Raw genomic sequence first — 20,827 nt, 5'->3', positions numbered from 1 at the left:
GCGGCTTGTAAGCGATGCCGTCTAAGCAAGCTCCGTCATTGCGCGCTCGCAATGGCGAGGGTCGTTGAAGCAGCTCGCTCTACGACGCCTTCGTTTTCCTGGGAGGCTTCCGCTTGCACGTGCCGGGCAGCTTGGCGGCGAGGAAATCGCCGAGTGCTTCGACGCGTGCGGGGCGCGGGCCGCCGGGGGGCGTCACCAAATGCACGGCGCCTTCGGCCTGCTTCCAGTCTTTCAGGATCACTTCGACGTCACCCGACGAAATCGCCTCGCCGACGATGAACTCGGGCAACTCGGCGATGCCGAGGCCCGCGATCAGCGACGGCATCACCGCTTCGCCATTGTTGACGCGGAGCTGGCCGCCCGGACGAACGCTCGCCTGCTCGCCGGCCGAGTTGGTGTAGTGCCAGACGTTGGGCGTCGAAAGATAGGCGTAGCTGAAGCATTTGTGCTCGGCGAGGTGCATCGGATGCGTCGGCCGGCCGTGCTTCTTCAGATAGGACGGCGCGGCCACCGTGAAACGCGGCATGGTGAAGAGCCGCCGCGCGATCAGGGAGGAATCCGCCAGTCGCGCGATCCGCACCGCCATGTCAAAACCTTCGCCGATCAGATCGACGGTCGCATCGCTCAAATGCAGATCGACCGAGACCTCCGGATAGGTCTCGAAAAACTCCGGCAGGAGCGGCGCCACCGCCTTGACGCCGAACGTCATGGGCACCGCAAGCCGCACCAGGCCGCGCGGCGCCACCGATTGCGCCAGCGCCTCGTTCTCGGCCGCTTCCCCGTCGGCGAGCAGGCGCGTCGCGCGGTCGGCCAGCTTGTGCCCGGCATCGGTGAGCGCGAGCCGGCGCGAGGTGCGGTTGAAGAGCCTGGCGCCGAGCCGCTCCTCCAGCCGGGTGACCGCCTTGGAGACCGTCGCCTTGGACGTCGCAAGCTCGCTCGCAGCCCCCGCAAACGACCGTAACTCCACGACTTTTGCGAAAATCGCGAGCGCCTCGAAATCGGGGAGTTTTGCCATGGCTCGGTCCACAGAGGATATTTACGGAAACAATGCGTTTCAACAGTTTCTATTTCTATACCACAGATGGAGGCTTATCCAAGAGGCCATCAGGATTTCAGGACTGGAGAAATTTCCATGATCGAACTCAGACCCTTCGCGAAACTCGGCGGCGCCGATCACGGCTGGCTCAAGGCCAAGCATCATTTCTCCTTCGCAAGCCACTATGATCCGAACAACATGGGTCATGGGTCCTTGCGGGTGTGGAACGACGACGAGATCGCGCCGAATACCGGCTTTCCCGCCCATCCCCACGCCAACATGGAAATCATCACCTACGTGCGCGAGGGTGCGATCACCCATCAGGACAGCCTCGGCAACGAGGGCCGCACCGAAGCGGGCGACGTGCAGGTGATGAGCGCCGGCAGCGGCATTCGCCACTCCGAGTACAATCTCGAGCCGACCAGGACGCGGATCTTCCAGATCTGGATCGAGCCGACGCTGCGCGGCGGTCAGCCGACCTGGGGATCGAAGCCGTTCCCCAAGGCGAACCGCTCCGGCAAGCTCGTCACCATCGCGAGCGGCATTGCTGAAGACACCGACGCGCTGCCGATCCGCGCCGATGCGCGGGTGCTCGCAACCACGCTGAAGGCCGGCGAGAGCGCGGAATATGAGTCGCAGAAGGCGCGGCACCTCTACCTCGTGCCCGCCGCCGGCGCAGTCGAGATCAACGGCGTGCGCGTCAACGCCCGCGACGGCGCCGCGATCCGCGACGAGAGCAAGCTGACAATCACGGCACTCGAAGACTCCGAGCTCGTGCTCGTCGACGCCGCGTAACCGCTCTCTCCGTCATGGCCGGGCTTGTCCCGGCCATCCACGCCTTCCAACGTGCGAACAAGAACGTGGATGCCCGGGACAAGCCCGGGCATGACGACCCGAATAACTAGTCAAAACTCATCACCCAACGGAGACCACCATGACCAAAGTTCTCGTCCTCTATTATTCCGCCTATGGCCATATTGAAGCGATGGCGAATGCCGTTGCCGAGGGCGCACGCGAAGCCGGCGCCACCGTCGACATCAAGCGCGTGCCCGAACTGGTGCCGGCCGAGGTCGCCAAGGCTTCCTATTACAAGGTCGATCAGGCCGCTCCCGTCGCCAAGATCGAGGAGCTCGCGAATTACGACGCGATCATCGTCGGCACCGGCACGCGGTTCGGCCGCATGGCCTCGCAGATGGCGAACTTCCTCGACCAGGCCGGCGGGCTCTGGGCCAAGGGCGCGCTGCACGGCAAGGTCGGCGGCGCCTTCACCGCGACCGCGACCCAGCATGGCGGCCAAGAGACGACGCTGTTCTCCGTTATCACCAACCTCCTGCATTTCGGCATGGTGATCGTCGGCATGAATTACGGCTTTGCCGGCCAGATGAAGCTCGACGAGGTCACCGGCGGCGCGCCCTACGGCGCCACCACGATCACCGGCGGCGACGGCAGCCGCCAGCCCAGCGCCAACGAGCTGGCCGGCGCGCGCTATCAAGGGCGCGTGATCGCGGAGACCGCGAAAAAGCTGCACGGTTAAGCTTAAGCCGCACAACCGGCTGCATGGCAGATGCGACGCGGGCGGCATTCTCTGACGGGAATGCCGCCCCATCTATCTCTGCAGGAACGACTGGATCTACGAGACGCAAGGCTCAAGAGACGAATGGCTTTCGAACTTCTCCTGATCGCACAGATGATCCGTAGGCCGGCCCAGGCCCTCGCGCGCCGCTGGTATTGCCGCAGCCTGTTTCGTGCCTCGCGCGGTCGGTTTCACTGCGCCGAGTGCAAGGGATCTTGAACCCGCTCAGGCCTGCCTGATGTCGCCGTGCGCGGGGATGCTCGCCGCCGGCGCAGATGCGGGCGCCGTTGACAGCCACCAGCCGTCGCCTGCGAACCAACAGGTGTCGTCAGGCTCCTCCCCCCGCCGAAACGACTGCACGACCTCCCATCCCCTCGCGAACGCCTCGGCCAATCGCTTACCCGCCTCCGCATCCTGAAGTCCCGCGCAACCGATGAACTGGGCCCGGCTCAGGAATTTGGCGGGCCAGGCAGCGCCCTGCTCGGGGCGCGTGATCATCAACATGCCGCCGAGCATACCCTCGGGCGCGAGCGGAAACACCAGCCGGCCGCCGGGGCGCAACGCCTCGAGCCATTCCGTGGCCGGCTGCGCCGCGCCGGCACAGACATAAATCACATCGACGCTGGGAAGATCGGACGCAATGCCCGAGCGCTCACGCAGCTCGACCGTGGCGATGTCTTTCAAATTCTCGCGCGCAAGCCCCGCGAGGCGCTCGTCGATCTCATAGGCATAGACGCGGCCCTCGGGTCCGGCGAGCTCGGCAAGAATGGCGGTGTAGTAGCCGGTGCCCGCGCCGATCTGGAGCACGGTCTCGCCTTCCCTCACGCCGGTGCCACTGAGCCAATAAGCGTGCGCGCCCGGCATGCCGATGTTGACGCCGCGTGCGGGATCGAGCGCGAGGAGCGTGTTCTGATAGAGAAAGGCCGGATCGTCATCGGGCGTCACGACATAGGGATGGCCGCCGAACGAGATCGACCACGGTCCGGGTCCAGCGAAGGGCTCGCGCCTCACGTTGCGAAAGGCCTGCTCGAGACGCGGGTCCGTGGCCTTGGCCGCAGTGCAGATCAATTGCGCAAAGAACGCGCGATATTTTGTCGAACGATCGTCCATGTCGCCTCCGGGCTGCGGAGGCAACGATAACACAACGATTGCGATATTCGAGTGACCTTGCAACCCGCAGGTGTCGGCCGCTCTAGCGCGGGCCCTTGCCGATCGCCCGCGCCGCAAAGGCTGCGAGCTTCGGATGGCGGCGCAGGCCCTGCGCGACATGGTCACGCAGGACGTAAGGCAATCCGCGCCAGGACAGGGCGACACTGGCATCGGTCAGCGGCAACGGCTCGGCGCCGAAGCGCCGCTTGTAGTCGTGATTGCCGATGCTGAGATCGAAGCGCCGCACGCCCTGCGCATGCAGCGCCGCCATGGTGCGTTCGGTGACGAGCAGCCCCGGAGAGCAGTTCGCCCACCGCCTTCCGGCATGACCGATGCGCAGCAGGAAATAGGTCGCGCCATATCTGACGCCGAGCGTGGTGGCGACGATGCCCTCGTCGCAGACGAGGGCCGTGATCACCGCATAGCCTTCCGCAACACCTTGCCGGACGACGTCGCGGTAGAAGCCGGCATGGGCGGCATCGTTGAGGACGAAGCGCGAGCCGAGCTGCTGCATACGCTCCTGCTGCTGGGCGTCCATCACGTCAAGAAGCTCGTGCGCGCGGGCAACGTCCGTGGCGATCTCGAACCGCGCCCCGGGGTTGCGGTTGAATACGCGCCAGCAGCGCGGCATCTGCATGCGCTTGATCGAGGCCTGATACTGCGTGTAGTCGTCACCCGTCATCACCAGATTGCCGTTGAGCGATGACGATCCCGGTCGGCCGAGCGACACCAGCGGGTTCGGCCGGGCGCCGACATAGGACGGCATTTTTTTCAATCGCAGCACGTCGAAACGATCGGGCAAGGCGCGCAAGGCATCGACCAGCGCCGCGCCGATCGCCTGTGCTCCCGCCGCATCGAAGGTTGCATCAACGGCCAGAATCGGGGCGTTGTTGTCGGAGACACCGAGATCGGCGAACTCGACGACGCGGATGCCGCGCCTCGTATGGCTGAACATCGGCACGACAGCGATGTCCTTGCCGGTCGCTGTATCGGTGATAATCGCGATCAGCGGCGCAACGTCGTGAAAGGCCCTGTACCAGGCGTCGAGCCAGTAACCATGCTGGAACGCGGTGCGATGGCCAGCGTTCAGGCGCGATGCGGCCGTCCGCCAGTCACGCATGAAATCGACTGAGATTCCCGACGTGCTGGACGACACCCGACCGTCTAGTTGCTCAACGCTGAGAAACGCCATTTGCGAGGCATACAGTTACATTACATGTCCAGATAGATTATGTTTTGTCGCAGACCTCAAGTTACGTCGCTGCTTATCGTTAAGCCGATACCGTCAGCCCGCGCGCATGTCTCCCGTGTCCCGATATGAAACGCGAAGGCTGCGACAACTTGTCAGCGCTCGGGTTCCGGGTGCTCGACGCACTGAAATCTCGCCAGAAAATGCAGGCCGGCCACGGCGAGCGCGAACATGAACCAGACCGGATTTTGCCGTTCGAGCAGGAAGGTCTCCGTCGCCCCGAAATACAGGCCGAACAGCCAGATGGTGAGGAACAGCTTGCCGAGCGCATTGCTGCGGCTGTGAGCCTGGGCCGCATGGAAATTGCGGAGCGGCGCGAGAACGAAGATGAGGATGACGAGCAGCAGGCCCGGCAGGCCGATGGTGACGGCGAGATCGAGATAGCTGTTGTGGCTGTGCGCCGCGCTCACCGCCCACTCCGCGCCCTGGGTGGTCTGTCGCTCGGTCACGCCGTCCCAGAACGCCGCATAGCCATGGCCGGTGATCGGTTTTTCCGCAACGGCTGCTAGCGCGAACTCCCAGATCTCCGAGCGGCCGGTGAAGGTGGGATCGATCGGAAGCGCCCGCGTGATACTGCCGAGCGCCGGGCTCATGACGCTGCCGACCGTCAGTAGGTTCAGTACGACCAGTGGCGTGAAGCAGATGATCCGCTTCAGCCACAGGCTGCGCGTGACGTAGACCAGCGATGCCAGCGCATAGATCGCAAGGCACAGCACCGACGATGTCTTGCCGCCGGTGAAGATCAGGAAGATGCCGGCAAGAAGAGCGATCGCAGGCCCCATCACGAAGGAGCCGACGGCTGACAGGTAAATGCCCACATAGACCAGGATGGTCATGACAGGCGAGGCGACGTTCTTGTGGCCGAAGCTGCCGCGCCAGTCGCCGGCGAGCTGCGGCTCGGTGATGTCGAGCACGCTGTGGATCGAATATTGCGGGGCGAAGAAGACGCCGAGATAGCAGACCACCAGCAGCACCAGCGCAGCACCGCCAAGGCACAGATTGAAGCTCCGCTGCGTCGGCGGGAGCAGCGGCAGGATCATCGCGAGCGAGGTGACGCTCGCCGCGAGCACGAAACGCTGGATCGAGACCTCCCGACTCTCGGAGAAGATGACGTTGATCAGCATCCAGCCGACGAGGCAGAGATGCAGGGGCGTCACAAGGGTCTTCAGCGAGGGCGCGTCCGTGGTGAGGACAAACAGCACGCCGGCCGCCGCGAGCAGGCCGAAGGTAATGTAGTTCAGCGCCATGCGGCCGCCGACGACGGTGGCGACGTCCTCGCTGCGCAGGTCGGGGAACGGATCGAGCGTGATCATGACCAGCAGCACGGCCGCCACCACGACGAGGCAGCGTGCCATCTGCACGACGTTCAGCTTGGCAAGCTTGTCGCGCAGCGCGTCGCCAAGCGAGGGGGACTCGACGTCGGTCATATCTGCGGCGCGGCGATCCATGCCTCAAGGCCTGGCGGGACGATGGGGGACCTCAAAGGTCTAACCCATCCCCGTTAACCATCCGTCAACCAGCATGCCGGAGGCGGCGGAAACCCGGCTCTGCCGCGCCACGCCGCGCGCGATCTCGTAATATTGCAGCGCGCGCTGCTCCAGCGTCAAATTGTCCATGATGTAGCCGCGCGGATCGAACCTACCCGCGGTGCAGCCGGCCCAGAAATCGGTCCAGCGTTCTTCGAAGCCGGCGCGGTCAGTGAATTTGAGGCCGCAGCGATCGTCCCAATAGGGCACCGACGAGACCGGCGCGAACTGGACGCGGTGCGGATAATAGTCGGGATCAGGCCACGGGCCGCCGGGGTCCCAGGCCAACACCGGCACGCCGCTGGACAGGGCCTGCTGATAGGCAATGCCCTGGCTCTCGTTCTGGCACAGGAAGATCATCGCGCGCGAACGCGCCAGCGCGGCTTGATAGTCTTCCTCCTTGTAGCTGCCGTAACGCAGCTCGGTGAAGGTGCGGCCTTCCCTGACCAGCCGCTGGCGAACCGGCTCGACCAGCTCCGGCACGTAGCGATCGCGATCCCAGCTGACCTTGTCGTAGAGCAGGACGTCGACGGTCTTGTCGCGCGGGCGTGACGGCGCCCACAGATCCGTGTCGATGCCGACCGGCCAGGCTTCCGTCTCCGGCCAATAGGGCCGGTACATGTCGGCATACCAGTCGCCGGGCACCACGACCTTCTTGACCGGAAGGCGCTTGAACAGATCGGGATCGTCGAGCGGATGGTTGTGCGCGGCAACGCCGAGCAGGATCGGGTTCTTCCACACAAACTTGTCGAGCAGGAAGGTGCGGCCGATGATGCAGGCGACCTCGTCCGGATGCTGCGCGATGTAGCCGTAGTCGTTGACGCGGTAGCGGATGCCGAGCCGGTCGAGCCCGGCGCAGAGATTGAGGAACACACGCAGCTGTCCGCTCATGCGCGGCTCGCCGAACAGCATCTTGCGTGCCATGCGCCGCAGGTGCCGGTCGCCCGGAAACCAGCGATCGTCCTTGTCCTCGTAGAACAGGTTGAGGACCATGTCGTCGGGATCGTAGTCGAATGTCTTGGCGGGCACTGGATCCATCCGCGGCATCAAGGCCTCGCATTCTCGCATGAGACCGGCTGTCGCACCTCTCGAAATCAGCGACAGACTTAACGCCACAGGTTTAACGCTAATCTACGAAACCGATTGCGGGGGTGGCCTTCGCAACAACGATTTGATCGTTATGTGGGTATCATCCGCGACGGCTCGAAAAGCCGCCTGGTTAACAGATCCTTAAACCCGAAGAGCCCTCGCTTGCCCCTCGCCGACGCTTTGCTCGAAGCACCGATCGCCGCGCCCGCGGAGATGGATGTGCGTGCGACGTCGCCGATGGTGTCCGTCGTCATCCCGGCGAAGAATGCCGCCGCCTATATCGGCGAGACCATCGCAAGCGCACTGGCGCAGGCCGAAGTCAGCGAGATCATCGTCGTCGATGACGGCTCGACCGACGGCACCATGGCAATCGTCGGCGCCATCCGTGATCCGCGGCTGCGCCTGATGACAAACGACACCGGCGGCGTATCGGCGGCGCGCAACCTCGGCGCTCGCAACGCCGACGGGGACTGGCTGGTCTTCCTCGATGCCGATGATCGCCTGCGCCCCGATGCGGTGACGACGCTGCTGATGGCGGCGAAATCCGCGCCGCGCGCCGTGCTGGTCTATGGCGATTACAACACGATCGACAGTGCAGGACGGACGATCGGCCGCCGTGACCTGTTGAAGGGCCGCCAAAAGCCCTCCGGCAACGTGCTGGAGCGCCTTGCCCGTGGCAATTTCATCGTCAATGGCGGCATCATGCTGGTCCGCACTGATGCTTTCCGCGCCAGCGGCGGCTTCGACGTCTCGCTCCGCTATTGCGAGGACTGGCATTGCTGGTGCCGCCTCGCTGCAACAGGCGAGTTCGCCTATGTGCCGAAGCTTCTGCTCGACTACCGCCTGCACACGACCAACACGATGAGCGCCGCGCTACGGACGCCGCAGGATTTCTTCCCGGCGGTCGCGCGCGTGTTCGACGATCCGCTGATCCTCGGTCAACTGCCAAAAGACGCGGTACCAAAGCTACGGCAGGCGGCCGAAATCCATCTCGTGACTTATTCGGCGATGCAGGCGGTCCGCTTCGGCAGATATCGCGAGGCGCTCGCCTATCTCGGCATGATCGGGCAGCGCTCGCTCAAGGCGATGCCACGGTCCGCGGCCAAGATCGCACTATCCCTGTTCGGCATCTAGTCAGGAGCCGATCTTCGACGCCTTGTAAGGCTTCGGATCGAACCCGAAAGCGGCGAGCGCAGAACCGACAGCCACCAGCACGGGGTGCATTGCGACGATTGCCTTTGAGGATGTCAGCAGGCGAACCGAGCGAAACAGCGACAGCGGCAGCCGGCCAAGCATCTGCGAAAACACCCTCGCTCGCGCTACCGCGCCCGCTGCGGCCTTGATCTGCACACGGTAGTTGATTGCACCGATGCGCAAGCTCCGCTTCGCGATCCAACTGATGCTGGTACGGCTCTTCGGCACGGACTCGGCGATGACGGCCTCGGCCGTCCAGTGGAAGATCATCCCGGCGTTACGGCCGCGATAGAAGAAATCGCAATCGCCGCCACCAAGGAAATTGAAATTCAGATCGAAGGCAGGGCTGCCGAGCCGATCGAACGCCGCGCGCGTGATCAGGCAATTGCCGCAGCCATAGATCAGCGGCACGGCACCGGTGTAGTCATAGGCGGGGCAGAACGCGGGATGACGCGCGAGCCAGGGCCGGCTGTCGTCGTCGAATACCGGCAGTACCGGTCCGCCGACGATGTCGGCACCCGTCGCCTCGGCCGTGCGAACCATCAGCTCGAGCCAGTCGGGCGATGCAATCTCGTCGTCGTCGATCATCAGGAAGCGGGTTGCGGCGGGAAACAGCGCCTGCGCCGTCTCGAACGCGGCGTTGATCGCCTGGCAATTGCCCTGCCGCTTCTCCACGAGGCAGATACCCTGGAGCTTTCCGGCGGCGAGGTATTCGGCGGCCACGGGCGCGCTGGCGCGCCCGTGCGCGTCGTTCTCGACCATCACCACCGCGAAAGAGCGTGGAGTGCGCTGGTTGACCAGCGAGTCCAGTGTCAGCCGCAGATGCTCGGGGCGGCGGAAGCAGGGAATGCAGACGACGATGCCGACGGAAAGGTCAATGACGCGCGAGCTCGCGGCGATCTCCCTGAAGGGATCGCGCAACGTTTCCGAGATCCGGCTGGCGGACAAATCTGTCGGGATCAGCGTCATTGCGTTCTCAATGCCTGAGATATGTTGAAAAAACCCTGCATCCACTGTCCCGTGACGGCACGGCTGCGCGGGACAGAAGCGTCCCAAAATGGACGACTGCTTCGCCGCCGATAGCCGAGCCACGACGCCGATATCGCGGCTATGAAGCGTCGCATCATGCGCTTGACCGCTTTCGCGCGTTTTCCCTGAAAAATCCTACGCGCGTGCTAGTGCAATTGGTGGTCCATCACGCGCCAGCGGCGCAACATGGACAATGCCGTAGTTAACGCAGGGTCTGATTAACCCGCCCGTAAGCACCTCAACTGGTCAGGGCGCGCGGCATTGGATTTGCTCTTCGAGGCCGAGAGAGTTTTCCTGTAAATTTGAATCGAACAAGCGCGGTCAGAGAACATGAACAAGTCAGCCACGATCGACTTCACGACAGCGACCAATGCTCCGGCGCAAACCCAGGCGCTGCTCGAGCTGATCGCCGGCGAAGCCCGCGACAGCCTGCTCGGCGTTCACGAGGTGCTGCGCCGCGAGCTGCCGCAGGGCCGCCTTGCGATCTACGAGGCCGGCGGCGGCTCTTCGAGCTTCCTGCCCATGGATGTGCTCGGCCGCAGCCACGTGACGGTCGTCGACATCGACGAGGATCAGGTCCGCAACAACACTTACGCGGACGATGCCATCCTCGGCGACGTTCAGACCTATCGCTTCGGCCCTGAGACCTTCGACGTCGTCATCTGTTACAACGTGATCGAGCACCTGCCCGACGTCGAGGCGGCGCTCGTGAATTTCCGCGATGCGCTCAAGCAAGGAGGCATGATCCTGATCGGCGCGCCCAATCCGAACTCGCTCTCGGGCGTCGTCACCAAATATTCGCCGCACTGGTTCCACGTCTGGTTCTACCGGAACATCCGCGGCATCAAGAACGCCGGCCAACCGGGCGAACCGCCGTTCCCGACCTACTTCCATCCGCTGGTGACGCTGTCGAAGCTCGAGGCGTTCGCGGCCGCGCACGGCCTCGAGATGATCTACCGCCGCGAAGTCGAGAGCCCGCGCTATCCCGAGATGCGCCGGCGCAAGCCGCTGTTCGCCGCCCTCGTCGACGCCGGCGCGGCGGTGATGAACGCAGTGCTTCCGCGCGGCACCGACGTCCGCCGCGGCGACTATCACGTCATCCTGCGGAAACGCTGACCGCCATGTGCGCGCAGGCTGGCCGCAACGCTGGAAAGCCGCATGCGCGCGGGCCGCAAGGCCCGCATGGTAACCAACTGTTAATCACTGAGGGGCCGGGACGCGGAGAGCGTCACAACGACACGGCACATCGAGGCCCGCGCTTAAACGCTTTGTTTGCCATTTCGGTGAATAGTCCCTCAATGAGTATGGTTAATTTTCCCTGTTGCGTTGATTGCGCACCCATATCCCGGGTGCGAGGCGTAAAGCGAAGAGTAACCCCTCAGCCCGCGGCCGTTGGAATGAAAGCTGGGGACTATGCTTGACTACAACCAGCCGATAGAGCGGGCCAGATCGGAGGCCCCGCAGCGGAGATCCGAGGCCAGCTTCAACGTGCTGGAGCTCGTCAATCTGCTGTGGCGCCACAAGATCGCGATTGCCTCCGCGGCGCTGATCGGCGCGTGCCTCGCCGTCACCGCCGGCAAAAGCCTGACGCCCCGCTACACCGCGACCGCCCAACTCTACGTCGACCCGCGCGAGCTCCAGCTCGTCGATCGCGAGCTCACGCCGCGCGCGCAGGACGTCTCCGGCATGTCCATGGTGGTAGAGAGCCAGGCGCGCCTGATCACCTCCAACAGCGTGCTGCTGCAAGTGATCCAGCAGGCAGGTCTCGACAAGGATCCGGAATTCGGCGGCGGCGGCGACGCCAAGAGCCTGACATCGTCGCTGCTCGGCCTCTTGGGCCTGCAGTTCCGCGCGCCCTCCTCCGCCGACACCAAGGAGGTGCAACTCGCCGCTCTCGATGCGCTGAACAAGCACATCACGATCCGCAAGACTGAGAAGAGCTTCATCGTCGACATCGAGGTCTGGTCGACCGACCCCGCCAAGGCGGCGATGCTCGCCAACACGCTGACCAGCACGTTTCTCCTGGACTCGCGCAATTCTCAGGCACTGGCCGCCCGGCGCGCCACCAGTGAACTGTCCGGTCGCCTAAAGGAGCTGCGCGAGCGGCTGCGCACCGCCGAGACGGCGCTTGCCACCTACAAGGCCCAGAACAATTTCGTCGGCACCCAGGACTCGCTGATCTCCGATCAACAGCTCTCCTCGAGCAACCAGCGGCTGTCCGCGGCCCGCGCCGCGACGATGGACGCGCAGGCGCGGCTGGACCAGATCGAGGCGAACAAACGAACCGCGGCGGATGCCGGCGCGATCCCCGAGGCGCTGCAATCGCCGACAATCGCGAACCTCCGCGCCCAATATGCCGACGCCCGCAAGAAATACGCCGAGCAGACCGCCGAACTCGGACCGCGGCACCCGGCGCTGCGCCAGACCGAGAAGCAGGTCGAGGATCTCAAGCATACGATCAACGAAGAGATCGAGCGCTTCGCATTGTCCGCCAAGAACGATTTGACGCGCGCGCGCGACTATGAGGCATCGCTCAACCGCGCGCTGGAAATGCAGAAGCGGCAGAGCCTGCAGCTCAGCCAGGCCGCCGTGCGCCTGCGCGAGCTCGAGCGCGAGGCCGATGCCAGCCGCGACGTCTATCAATCCTTCCTCAAGCGCTCGCGCGAAACCGAGGAGCAGGAAACGCTGAACACCTCGGCCGCCCGCGTCATCGGCGAAGCCACGGTGCCGCAGCGTCGCTCGTTCCCGCCGGCGATGAGCCTGTTTGCGATGATCGGCTTCCTGTTCGGCGGGCTTGCCGCCGCCTGCTGGTTCGTCGCAGCCGAGCATCTGTTCAACGGCGCGAGCGCTCCCGAGCCGGTCCTCCGCAAGCGGATGCCTGCGCCTGACACTTCCAAGCCTCCACTGGAAGCCGCCGCGCCGGCGCTGGCACTGGTCGAGAAGCCGCTGATCGCGCGCCTCCAGGAGGCCGACGTGATCCGCACGCTCGGCGCCATTCTCGCCACGGGCAGCGGCGTCGACCTGACGCGCGTCGGTTGGCCGACGCTGCGTCCCGGATTTCCGCTGACCACGCTGCTCAATGCCTTGCGCGACATGCGCGCGGCGACGGCCCGCCGCGCCGGCGGCAAGACGATGCCGGTGATCGCGCTCGTCGGGGCCGGACAGACCGCGGGCCGCAGCGTGACCGCGCTGAATTTCGCGCTCGCGGCCGCGCGCGACGGCAGTCGCGTGCTGATGATCGACGCCGACCATGGGGCGCACGCGCTGTCGAACAAGGTCAACCGCCCCGGCAAGAACGAGCCGGGCAAGCTTGGCTGGCTCTCGGTCGGCAGCAAGGCCACGCGCGAGATCAAGACCGTCAACGGCGTCTCGGTGCTGCCGGCAACCGAAGGCGATGCCGCCAAGGCCACTGAGGCCACCCGCAAGGCGATCGCGCAGGCGCGCGCGGCCGGCGGCTATGATCTCGTCGTTCTCGACGGCCCCGCCATGCCGCTCTCGGCGGCGGGCCGCAAGCTGCTCGACGTCACTGACGCGCTGGTGGCGGTGCTGCCGACCAGCCTCGACATCAATGACAGCATGGAAGAGATCCTGGCCGCGCTCGGCGGCGCCCAACGCAAGCTCGTTGGCGTCGTACTCGACGAGCTCGCCGCCGCAACTCAAACGCGCCAACGAGGCAAACAATATGCTTGAGCGCCGCGTCAATCTGGACGGCCGGGCCGCAACCGCCGAAGTTCCGCGGATCACCGTCGGCGGCCTTCGCATGGCCGCGCTCGACCTGGAAGCGACCGCCGACTTCATGATCGAGGCGACCGGTCCTGACAATCGCATCGGGCGCCCCCTGTACCTGACCTCGGCCAACGGCGAAGTGCTGGCGCGCTGCTCGACCGAGCCGCAGACCGAACGCCTGTTTCGCGCCGCCGACCTGATCAATGCCGACGGTCAGCCGCTGGTGGCGGCCTCGAGGCTGCAGTCCTGGTTTCCATTGCCGGAACGCGTCGCCACCACGGACCTGTTCCATGTCGTCGCGCGCAAGGCGGAGGAGACCGGTCGCACCTTCTACATGCTCGGCGCCAGCGAAGAAGAGAACGCCGCGGCGGTCAGACGCGTCCAGAACATGTACCCGAACCTCAAGATCGTCGGATACAGCCACGGTTACCTCCGTGACGATGCGCTGCGGGCCAAGGTCGACGAGATCAACGCGCTCGCGCCCGATTTCCTCTGGGTCGCGCTCGGCATACCCTCGGAGCAAGCCTTTGTCGAGGAATACACGCCGCTGCTGACCAATGTCGGCGTCATCAAGACGTCAGGCGGTCTGTTCAACTTCCTGTCCGGCAGTCGCTCCCGTGCGCCGAAATGGATGCAGAAGGTCGGACTTGAATGGGCCTGGCGCACATGGCTCGAGCCGCGTCGCCTGTTCTGGCGCTATTTGACCACCAACCCCCGCGCGATCTATCTTCTCTTCAGCCGCAACCGGCCATTCAATCGCTGAGAAGAGTAGGTAGTACGACATGACCGACCGGCCGACTGTTCTCGTCACGGGAGGCGCGGGCTATATTGGCTCGCACGCCTGCCGCGCCCTTGCTGCTGCCGGCTACCGCCCCGTCGTTTATGACAATCTCACAACGGGCCATCGCAGCTTCGTCGCCGGGGAACTGGTGACGGGCGATCTGCTCGATGGCGCGACGCTGGCGCGCGCCTTTGCCGACCACAAGGTCACGGCGGTGATGCATTTCGCGGCAGCGAGCCTCGTCGGCGAGTCCATGACCGCCCCGCAGAAATACTACGTCAACAACGTCCAGGGCACGCTGTCGCTGCTCCAGGCGATGCGCAACGCCGGCTGCCACCGCATCGTGTTCTCCTCGACCGGTGCGGTCTATGGCAATGCCGATTCCAAGGCGCTGCCGGAGGATTTTCCCTGTGCGCCGATCAATCCCTACGGGGCTTCGAAGTGGATGATCGAGCGCATGCTCGCCGACTACCGCGCGGCCTACGGCTTCGGTGCATTCTGTCTGCGTTATTTCAACGCCAGCGGTGCTGATCCGGCCGGCGGCATCGGTGAATTACGCGACAACGAGACGCACCTCATTCCGCGCGCCATGATGGCGTTGCAGGGCCATGTCGAGTTCGCCGTGTTCGGTGACGATTACGACACGCCCGACGGCACCGCGATCCGCGACTACATCCACGTCACCGACCTTGCGGCGGCGCATGTCGCGGCGCTGAAGCTGCTCGAAACCGGACATGCCGGCGGCAGCTTCAATCTCGGCACCGGCGCGGGCTTCTCGGTGCGCGAGATCCTCACCGCGATCAAGCAGGAGACCGGGCGCGAGGTGCCGCACACCGTCAAGCCGCGCCGCGCCGGCGATCCGACCTATCTCGTCGCCGATCCCTCGGCTGCGCGAAAGGTGCTGGACTTCGTGCCGCGCCATTCCGACCTCGCCACGGTGATCCGCACCGCCTGGGCCTGGCACCAGAAGGCCCATCCGCTCAAATCGCGCTAGGCGATCGCAGTCGTCAGACGACGGCGCGCTTCAGCCGCGGAGCGTCGACTTCATCCACGACCATATCCGTCTCCGGCTGGAGAGGCGGCGCGATCGGCAGCTCGATCGGCCGCAACAGCTCGGCCATCTGCTTCGCCGGCAATGGCTTGGCGATCAGGAAGCCCTGCATCTCGTCACAGCCATGGGCGCGCAGGAATGCCTCCTGCTCGACGTTCTCGACGCCCTCGGCCACCACGGTCATGCCGAGCGCCTTGCCCATGCTGATGATCGCCTGTGCGATCGCCTGGTCCTCCGAATCGTGCGGCAGGTCACGCACGAAGGAGCGGTCGATCTTGATCGTGTCGATCGGGAAATGCTTCATCAGCGACATCGACGAATAGCCGGTGCCGAAATCGTCGATGGCAAGCCTGATACCGCGGCTCTGAATGGCGTCGAGCACCTTCAGCGCACGTCCGACATTGCGCATCATCATGCTCTCGGTGACCTCGAGCTGGAGCAGCACCGGCGACATGCCGGAGGCCGCCAGGGCCTCGTCGACATCCTGCAGCAGATGCTCGTCGACAAACTGGCGCGGCGACAGGTTCACCGCCATCGACAGCGGCAGCAGACCGCGACGCTGCCAGGCCATCGCCTGCGCGCAGGCCTCGTTCAACACCCAGCGGCCGATCGGCACGATCAGGCCAGTCTCTTCCGCGAGCGGAATGAACTGCGCCGGCGAGACGTTGCCGAGATCGGGATGGTTCCAGCGCAGCAGCGCCTCGACGCCGGTGATCTGGCCCGTCTCCATGTCGACCTTGGGCTGGTAGTTCAGCGAGAACTGCTCGCGCTCCAGCGCCCGGCGCAGCGCGCTTTCGAGCGACAGGCGCTCGATCGATTGCGTCTTCACTTCATTCGAGAAGAAGCGATAGCCGTTCTTGCCGTCCTCCTTGGCGAGATACATCGCCATGTCGGCGTTCTTGGTCAGCGTCTGGGCATCGGCGCCGTTGGCCGGATACATCGCGATGCCGATCGAGGCCGTGGTGTGGCACTCATGACCGGCCAGCTCCATCGGCTTGCCGAGCACGGTGAGCAGCTCGGCCGAGATGCGCTGGACGTCGTCAATCTCGCCGCACTGGTCGAGGATCACCACGAACTCGTCGCCGCCCAGCCGTGCCACCACGTCGCTCGCCCGCAGCACGCGGCGCAAGCGATCCGCGATCTCGAGCAGGAGCAAATCGCCGGCTTCATGGCCGAGCGAATCGTTGATGACCTTGAACCGGTCCAGGTCGATGAACAGCAGCGCAAACTGGTGCTCCCGGCGCTGCGCTGCTTCGATCGCTTCGCGCAATAACCCGTTGAACGTCTCGCGGTTGGGCAGATTGGTCAGGCTGTCATAAGAGGCGAGGTACTCGATTCGCTCGTCCGCCTTGTTCTTCTCCTCGGCCCGATCGAAATTCTCCATCGCGAAGGAGACGTTGTCGGCGAGACGCTGCAACAGTTCGACGAACTCATCGGTAAAAGCAGCCGGCTCCGTCGACATGTAGATCATGACGCCGACGGCCTGGTCGTGCACGATCAGTGGGAATGCCGCGCCCGACCGAGCGCCGTCGCCGCGGACGATCGCGTGGAAGGCACTGACCCGCTGATCGCTGAGATAGTCGTTGCTGATGCAGGGTTGCCGGGTCCGGAATGCCGTGCCGCTCATCCCGCGGCCCTCGGGACGCTCGGGGTCGATGGAGAGGCGGACATTGCGCGTGGTGTCGGACGACGGCCCGGCGCTGGCGACGATCTCCAGCTGGTCGCTGTCGGCCTTGGCCAGCGCAATTGTGGTCGAGGTGAATTTTGCGCCGTTCGATGCCGCGAGGCAGACGAGATCGAACAGTTCGGTGCGCGACTTCGCCCGCATAATCGCCTCGTTGGTGGCGCTCAGCGCCGCGAACATGCGCGTCAGACGCTCCTTCTGCGCCTCGCTGCGGGCCTTCTCCTCGGCGCGATCAAAATTGTCGAGTGCAAACGAGACGTTCTCCGCCAACCGCGCCAAAAGCTCGACCAGATCAGGCGTGAAAGTGTTTTCCTCGGTTGCGTGGAACAGGAGGATGCCGATGGGATCACGACCGGCGCGAAGCAACGGAAAGCTCGCCGCCGCGCGCGTGCCGTCTTCAGCTGCCTTGGCGCGCCAATGCACCGATCGCGGGTCGTTCAAATAGTCGTTGAAGATGCAGGGCCGACCCGACCGCAGCGACGTGCCGATGATACCCTCACCCTCGGGGTGGCCAGCCGCGATGACGCAGGTCCGGCCGAGCATGCGCTCGTATTTTAGTCCCTTCGCTGCGAGGACACGGACGACCTCGCCGTCCGGATCCAGCATCGCAATTGTCGTCGAGGCAAACATGCCGCCCAGCACAGCCGCCTGGCACGCCACCTCGAACAGCTCCTCGCGCGTCTTGGCACGCATGATGGCTTCGTTGGTGGCGCTAAGTGCCTCGAACATGCCGCTCAGGCGGTCGCGCTGCTTGTCCGCCCGCGCTTTCTCCTCGGCGCGATCGAAATTTTCGAGCGCGAATGCGACGTTGGCCTGAAGCTTGCGCAACAACTCGACGAATTCGTCCGTGAAAGTGCCGCGCTCCGGCGAGTTGAACAGGAATATGCCGACCACCCTATCGCCGTTGAACAGAGGCAGCGCGGCGGACGACCCGATTCCGTTGCGGCGCGCGCTGGCGTGCCATGGCCTGATGCGGTCGTCTGCGAGGACGTCATTGCTGATGCAGGGCTGGCGCGTGCGGAACGCCGTGCCGGTCAGCCCCCGTCCCTCAGGTACGTTGTCGCTGATCGCAAGCCTGAAGGTCCGCACCTCGTGCGCGTTCGGTCCGAAAGAAGCGACGATCCGAAGCAGTCCGGCGTCATCGTCGAGCAGCGCAATCGAGGTCGAAGTGAACTTCGCCCCTTGCGCCGTCGCTTCGCAGACGAGGTCGAACAGATCGCTCCGTGACCGCGCCCGCAGGATAGCTTCATTGGTGGCGCCGAGCGCCGCGTACATGCGCGCCAGCCGCTCTTCTTCGGCGGCGATCCTGGCTTTCTCGGCCTCGCGGCTGAAATTCTCGATCGCGAACGAGACGTTCTCGGTCATGCGCTCCAGGAGCGCGACGATCTCCTGGTCCTTGGCCCAGGACCGGCTGATGAAGAACAGCAGCACACCAACACTGTTGCCATGCTTGATCAGCGGCGCGACCACGCAGGCGGCCACGCCGGTGTTGATGTTGGCCTGCGCCCAGACCGTTCCCTTGGTGCGACTGGCAAGATCGTCCTCAACGATGGCCTTCTGCGTGCGGAACACCTCGCCGGAGATGCCCCTGCCGTAGGGATTGTCCGGATCGATCGAATAGCGCGCCTGGGTGACGAGCTCGAGATTCTCTCCCGTGGAGGCGACCGGCTTCATCCAGTGCGAATCCGGCTCGCGAAGCAACACGATCGTCGCCAACGACTTGCCGCTGTACACGGATGCGTCGCAAACGAGCTGATACAGCTCCTGCTCGGTCTTGGCGCGCAGGATGGCCTCGTTGGTGGCGCTGATCGCGCCGAACATGCGGTTGAGCCGCCGCGTCGCGCGCTCGCTGGTCTGGCGCGCGGTCTCGCGCGCGAAATTCTCCAAAGCATAGGAGATATTGGCCGACATGCGCTCGAACAGCGACACCATCTGCTCGCTCAGCGAGCCAGCCTCTCTGCGGGTCACCAGCAGCACGCCGACGCTCTTGCCGTTGCAGAGCAGCGGCAGCGCCGCAGCCGCGCCGATATGGGCCTTGGCCGCACCCTCGCGCCACGCCAGCGAGCGCGGATCGTTCAGATAGTCGTTGCTGACACACAGCTTCCCATCGCGAAACGCCTCGCCGGCGACGCCCGATCCCTCGGGTGTTCCGGCGTCAGTCGTGATCTCGATCGCGCGCAGCCGCTCGACGTCGTCGCCGCAGCCCGCCGCAAAACAAAGCCGCCCGCCATCCGGTCCCACCAGGAACACGGCGACGGCCAAAAAGTCCCCGCTCGAAAACCCGGCGTCGCAGACCTTCTGGTACAGCTCGTCCGGCGATTTCGCGTAGAGGATTGCTTCGTTGATGGCGCTCAACGCTGCAAAGGTGCGCGCGAGGGTCGTCTGCACGATCTCAACTCCCGGGCATTTCTGCCTAATTTTCCCGGGTTCTTTATGAACGGCCATGGCCTAAACGGTCGTTATTGCGCGCTGCAAACCACCGATCAAAGTGAACAAGCTGCGAACGACAGGTGTCAGACTGTCGGGAATACCGCCGCACGGCAGGAGTCTTCGACCAGAGGCGCGCTCTCTTTACGAATTTGCAGCCCTGTATTGGTTTACGGGAGATTGATATCGCATCCCCGCTTTGAGACGATGGCATCCAACGAACAGCCCGTTAAGGGCACCAAAGCCGAGGGAACGCCATGCCGATCGTTAGGGCCGACCGCCTCACGCGCGTCAGCGCTGCGCTGCTCCGTGCCGCCGGCGCCTCCGAGGAAGAAGCCGACGCCGTCGCCATCGGCTGCGTCAACGCCAATCTCGCCGGCCATGACTCCCACGGCGTGATTGCCGTTCCGACCTATATCGACCGCATCAAGGCCGGGCACATCGTCCCCGGCGCCACCTGGACCATCGTCCAGGAATCGCCGACCACGACCGTGATCGACGGCCATTGGGGTTTTGGCTTCCACGTCAACGCCAAGGCGATGGCGCTGACCATCGAGAAGGCAAAAACGGCGAATGTCGCCGCCTGCACCGTGTTCAGGCAGAGCCATGTCGGCCGGCTCGCCACCTATCCGCTGATGGCGATGCGCGAGGGCATGATCGGAATTGCGACGGCAGACTCCGGGCGCTCGCCAAAACTCGTCGCGCCGTTCGGCGGCAAGGAGGCGCGGCTCGGCACCAATCCGATCTCGATCGCGGTGCCGTCCGATCTGGAGGCGCCGTTCTATCTGGACATGGCGACATCGGCGGTCGCGGCCGGCAAGATCCAGCTCGCGGTCGCGCGCGGCGAGGAGATCCCCACGGGGTGGATCATCGATGCCGAAGGGCGGCACACCACCGATCCGACGCAATATCGCAAGGGCGGCGCGCTGCTGCCGCTCGGCGGCACCGAGGGTTACAAAGGCAGCGGTCTCGCCGCGATGGTCGAGGTGCTCTGTGGCCTGCTGACCGGTCTCGGCTTCGGCGTCGAGCCGACGGGTCGGCACAATGACGGATGCTTCATGGCGGTATTCAACGTCGCCGCGTTCCGCCCGCTGAAGGAGTTCAAGCGCGAGGTCGCGGAATTTGCGCGCTACCTGAAATCGACGCCGCCGTCCGAAGGCAGCAAGGGCGTCTATTACCCCGGCGAGATCGAGGGCCTGCGCGAGCAGCATCGGCTGCGCGACGGCATCGAGGTCGAGGATGCGACCTGGGAGAAGCTGCGCGCGCTCGCCCGCGAATACCGGCTCGACACCGTCCTCGATCTGTCCTGACGC

At 64.8% G+C, this 20,827-nt stretch carries 15 protein-coding genes; 8 read left to right on the top strand and 7 right to left on the bottom strand.

What is annotated here, in order from left to right; all coding sequences use genetic code 11:
* Positions 1–79 precede the first annotated feature (79 nt).
* Positions 80–1,015 (bottom strand): LysR family transcriptional regulator, encoded by a 936-nt coding sequence (locus M2427_RS25040; protein ID WP_280709434.1) that lies wholly within the window; start codon positions 1,013–1,015, stop codon positions 80–82.
* A gap of 117 nt (positions 1,016–1,132) precedes the next feature.
* On the opposite strand from M2427_RS25040, the gene M2427_RS25035 reads away from it, so the two are divergent.
* Together M2427_RS25035 and wrbA are read left to right on the top strand one after the other, a co-directional pair.
* Positions 1,133–1,831 (top strand): pirin family protein, encoded by a 699-nt coding sequence (locus tag M2427_RS25035; RefSeq protein ID WP_280709433.1) that lies wholly within the window; start codon positions 1,133–1,135, stop codon positions 1,829–1,831.
* Positions 1,832–1,970: 139 nt separating this feature from the next.
* Positions 1,971–2,570, top strand: coding sequence for an NAD(P)H:quinone oxidoreductase (gene wrbA / locus M2427_RS25030; RefSeq protein WP_280709431.1), 600 nt, complete (start codon positions 1,971–1,973; stop codon positions 2,568–2,570).
* 264 nt (positions 2,571–2,834) lie between these two features.
* On the opposite strand, the gene M2427_RS25025 is transcribed toward wrbA, so the two are convergent.
* From M2427_RS25025 to M2427_RS25010, 4 genes are all read right to left on the bottom strand, one after another.
* Positions 2,835–3,719 (bottom strand): methyltransferase domain-containing protein, encoded by an 885-nt coding sequence (locus M2427_RS25025; RefSeq protein ID WP_280709430.1) that lies wholly within the window; start codon positions 3,717–3,719, stop codon positions 2,835–2,837.
* Between the two features lie 82 nt (positions 3,720–3,801).
* Positions 3,802–4,950 (bottom strand): GNAT family N-acetyltransferase, encoded by a 1,149-nt coding sequence (locus M2427_RS25020; protein ID WP_280709429.1) that lies wholly within the window; start codon positions 4,948–4,950, stop codon positions 3,802–3,804.
* A gap of 152 nt (positions 4,951–5,102) precedes the next feature.
* A complete protein-coding gene (locus tag M2427_RS25015) occupies positions 5,103–6,455 on the bottom strand; it encodes an O-antigen ligase (RefSeq protein ID WP_280709428.1) in 1,353 nt (450 codons plus the stop codon).
* A gap of 39 nt (positions 6,456–6,494) precedes the next feature.
* Positions 6,495–7,562, bottom strand: a complete 1,068-nt coding sequence (locus M2427_RS25010) for a glycosyltransferase family 1 protein (RefSeq protein WP_280709427.1) — start codon at positions 7,560–7,562, stop codon at positions 6,495–6,497.
* A gap of 273 nt (positions 7,563–7,835) precedes the next feature.
* Here M2427_RS25010 and M2427_RS25005 point away from each other — a divergent pair, with 273 nt between their 5' ends.
* Positions 7,836–8,756: a glycosyltransferase gene (locus tag M2427_RS25005; RefSeq protein WP_280709536.1), complete on the top strand. Its 921-nt coding sequence runs from the start codon at positions 7,836–7,838 to the stop codon at positions 8,754–8,756.
* Here M2427_RS25005 and M2427_RS25000 read toward each other — a convergent pair whose 3' ends face one another.
* Entirely contained in the window at positions 8,757–9,785 is a 1,029-nt protein-coding gene (locus M2427_RS25000; RefSeq protein WP_280709425.1) for a glycosyltransferase family 2 protein, read from the bottom strand. It lies immediately after the preceding gene.
* A 390-nt stretch (positions 9,786–10,175) separates the two neighbouring features.
* Here M2427_RS25000 and M2427_RS24995 point away from each other — a divergent pair, with 390 nt between their 5' ends.
* From M2427_RS24995 to galE, 4 genes are all read left to right on the top strand, one after another.
* Positions 10,176–10,961 carry a methyltransferase domain-containing protein gene (locus tag M2427_RS24995; protein ID WP_280709424.1) on the top strand — a complete coding sequence of 262 codons (786 nt, stop codon included), beginning with the start codon at positions 10,176–10,178 and terminating at the stop codon, positions 10,959–10,961.
* Between the two features lie 297 nt (positions 10,962–11,258).
* Positions 11,259–13,535: an exopolysaccharide transport family protein gene (locus M2427_RS24990; protein WP_280709423.1), complete on the top strand. Its 2,277-nt coding sequence runs from the start codon at positions 11,259–11,261 to the stop codon at positions 13,533–13,535.
* Positions 13,528–14,334 (top strand): WecB/TagA/CpsF family glycosyltransferase, encoded by an 807-nt coding sequence (locus M2427_RS24985; protein ID WP_280709422.1) that lies wholly within the window; start codon positions 13,528–13,530, stop codon positions 14,332–14,334. The genes M2427_RS24990 and M2427_RS24985 overlap by 8 nt, the downstream gene beginning before the upstream one ends.
* A gap of 19 nt (positions 14,335–14,353) precedes the next feature.
* Complete coding sequence (gene galE / locus M2427_RS24980) at positions 14,354–15,346, top strand: UDP-glucose 4-epimerase GalE (RefSeq protein WP_280709420.1); 993 nt, start codon at positions 14,354–14,356, stop codon at positions 15,344–15,346.
* Positions 15,347–15,359: 13 nt separating this feature from the next.
* On the opposite strand, the gene M2427_RS24975 is transcribed toward galE, so the two are convergent.
* Positions 15,360–19,475: a GAF domain-containing protein gene (locus M2427_RS24975; protein WP_280709419.1), complete on the bottom strand. Its 4,116-nt coding sequence runs from the start codon at positions 19,473–19,475 to the stop codon at positions 15,360–15,362.
* 296 nt (positions 19,476–19,771) lie between these two features.
* Between M2427_RS24975 and M2427_RS24970 the strand changes: the two genes are divergently transcribed.
* Positions 19,772–20,824 carry an Ldh family oxidoreductase gene (locus M2427_RS24970; protein ID WP_280709418.1) on the top strand — a complete coding sequence of 351 codons (1,053 nt, stop codon included), beginning with the start codon at positions 19,772–19,774 and terminating at the stop codon, positions 20,822–20,824.
* Positions 20,825–20,827: the final 3 nt, after the last annotated feature.

Origin of the sequence: Bradyrhizobium sp. BR13661, assembly GCF_029892425.1 — a bacterium.
In the GTDB taxonomy this organism is placed as follows: domain Bacteria; phylum Pseudomonadota; class Alphaproteobacteria; order Rhizobiales; family Xanthobacteraceae; genus Bradyrhizobium.
This window is presented reverse-complemented; position numbering and strand designations above follow the sequence as displayed.

Coding starts and splice junctions, on each gene's coding strand:
- M2427_RS25040 (WP_280709434.1), bottom strand. CDS start 1,015: ATGGCAAAACTCCCCGATTTCGAGGCGCTCGCGATTTTCGCAAAAGTC.
- M2427_RS25035 (WP_280709433.1), top strand. CDS start 1,133: ATGATCGAACTCAGACCCTTCGCGAAACTCGGCGGCGCCGATCACGGC.
- wrbA (WP_280709431.1), top strand. CDS start 1,971: ATGACCAAAGTTCTCGTCCTCTATTATTCCGCCTATGGCCATATTGAA.
- M2427_RS25025 (WP_280709430.1), bottom strand. CDS start 3,719: ATGGACGATCGTTCGACAAAATATCGCGCGTTCTTTGCGCAATTGATC.
- M2427_RS25020 (WP_280709429.1), bottom strand. CDS start 4,950: ATGGCGTTTCTCAGCGTTGAGCAACTAGACGGTCGGGTGTCGTCCAGC.
- M2427_RS25015 (WP_280709428.1), bottom strand. CDS start 6,455: ATGGATCGCCGCGCCGCAGATATGACCGACGTCGAGTCCCCCTCGCTT.
- M2427_RS25005 (WP_280709536.1), top strand. CDS start 7,836: ATGGATGTGCGTGCGACGTCGCCGATGGTGTCCGTCGTCATCCCGGCG.
- M2427_RS25000 (WP_280709425.1), bottom strand. CDS start 9,785: ATGACGCTGATCCCGACAGATTTGTCCGCCAGCCGGATCTCGGAAACG.
- M2427_RS24995 (WP_280709424.1), top strand. CDS start 10,176: ATGAACAAGTCAGCCACGATCGACTTCACGACAGCGACCAATGCTCCG.
- M2427_RS24990 (WP_280709423.1), top strand. CDS start 11,259: ATGCTTGACTACAACCAGCCGATAGAGCGGGCCAGATCGGAGGCCCCG.
- M2427_RS24985 (WP_280709422.1), top strand. CDS start 13,528: ATGCTTGAGCGCCGCGTCAATCTGGACGGCCGGGCCGCAACCGCCGAA.
- galE (WP_280709420.1), top strand. CDS start 14,354: ATGACCGACCGGCCGACTGTTCTCGTCACGGGAGGCGCGGGCTATATT.
- M2427_RS24970 (WP_280709418.1), top strand. CDS start 19,772: ATGCCGATCGTTAGGGCCGACCGCCTCACGCGCGTCAGCGCTGCGCTG.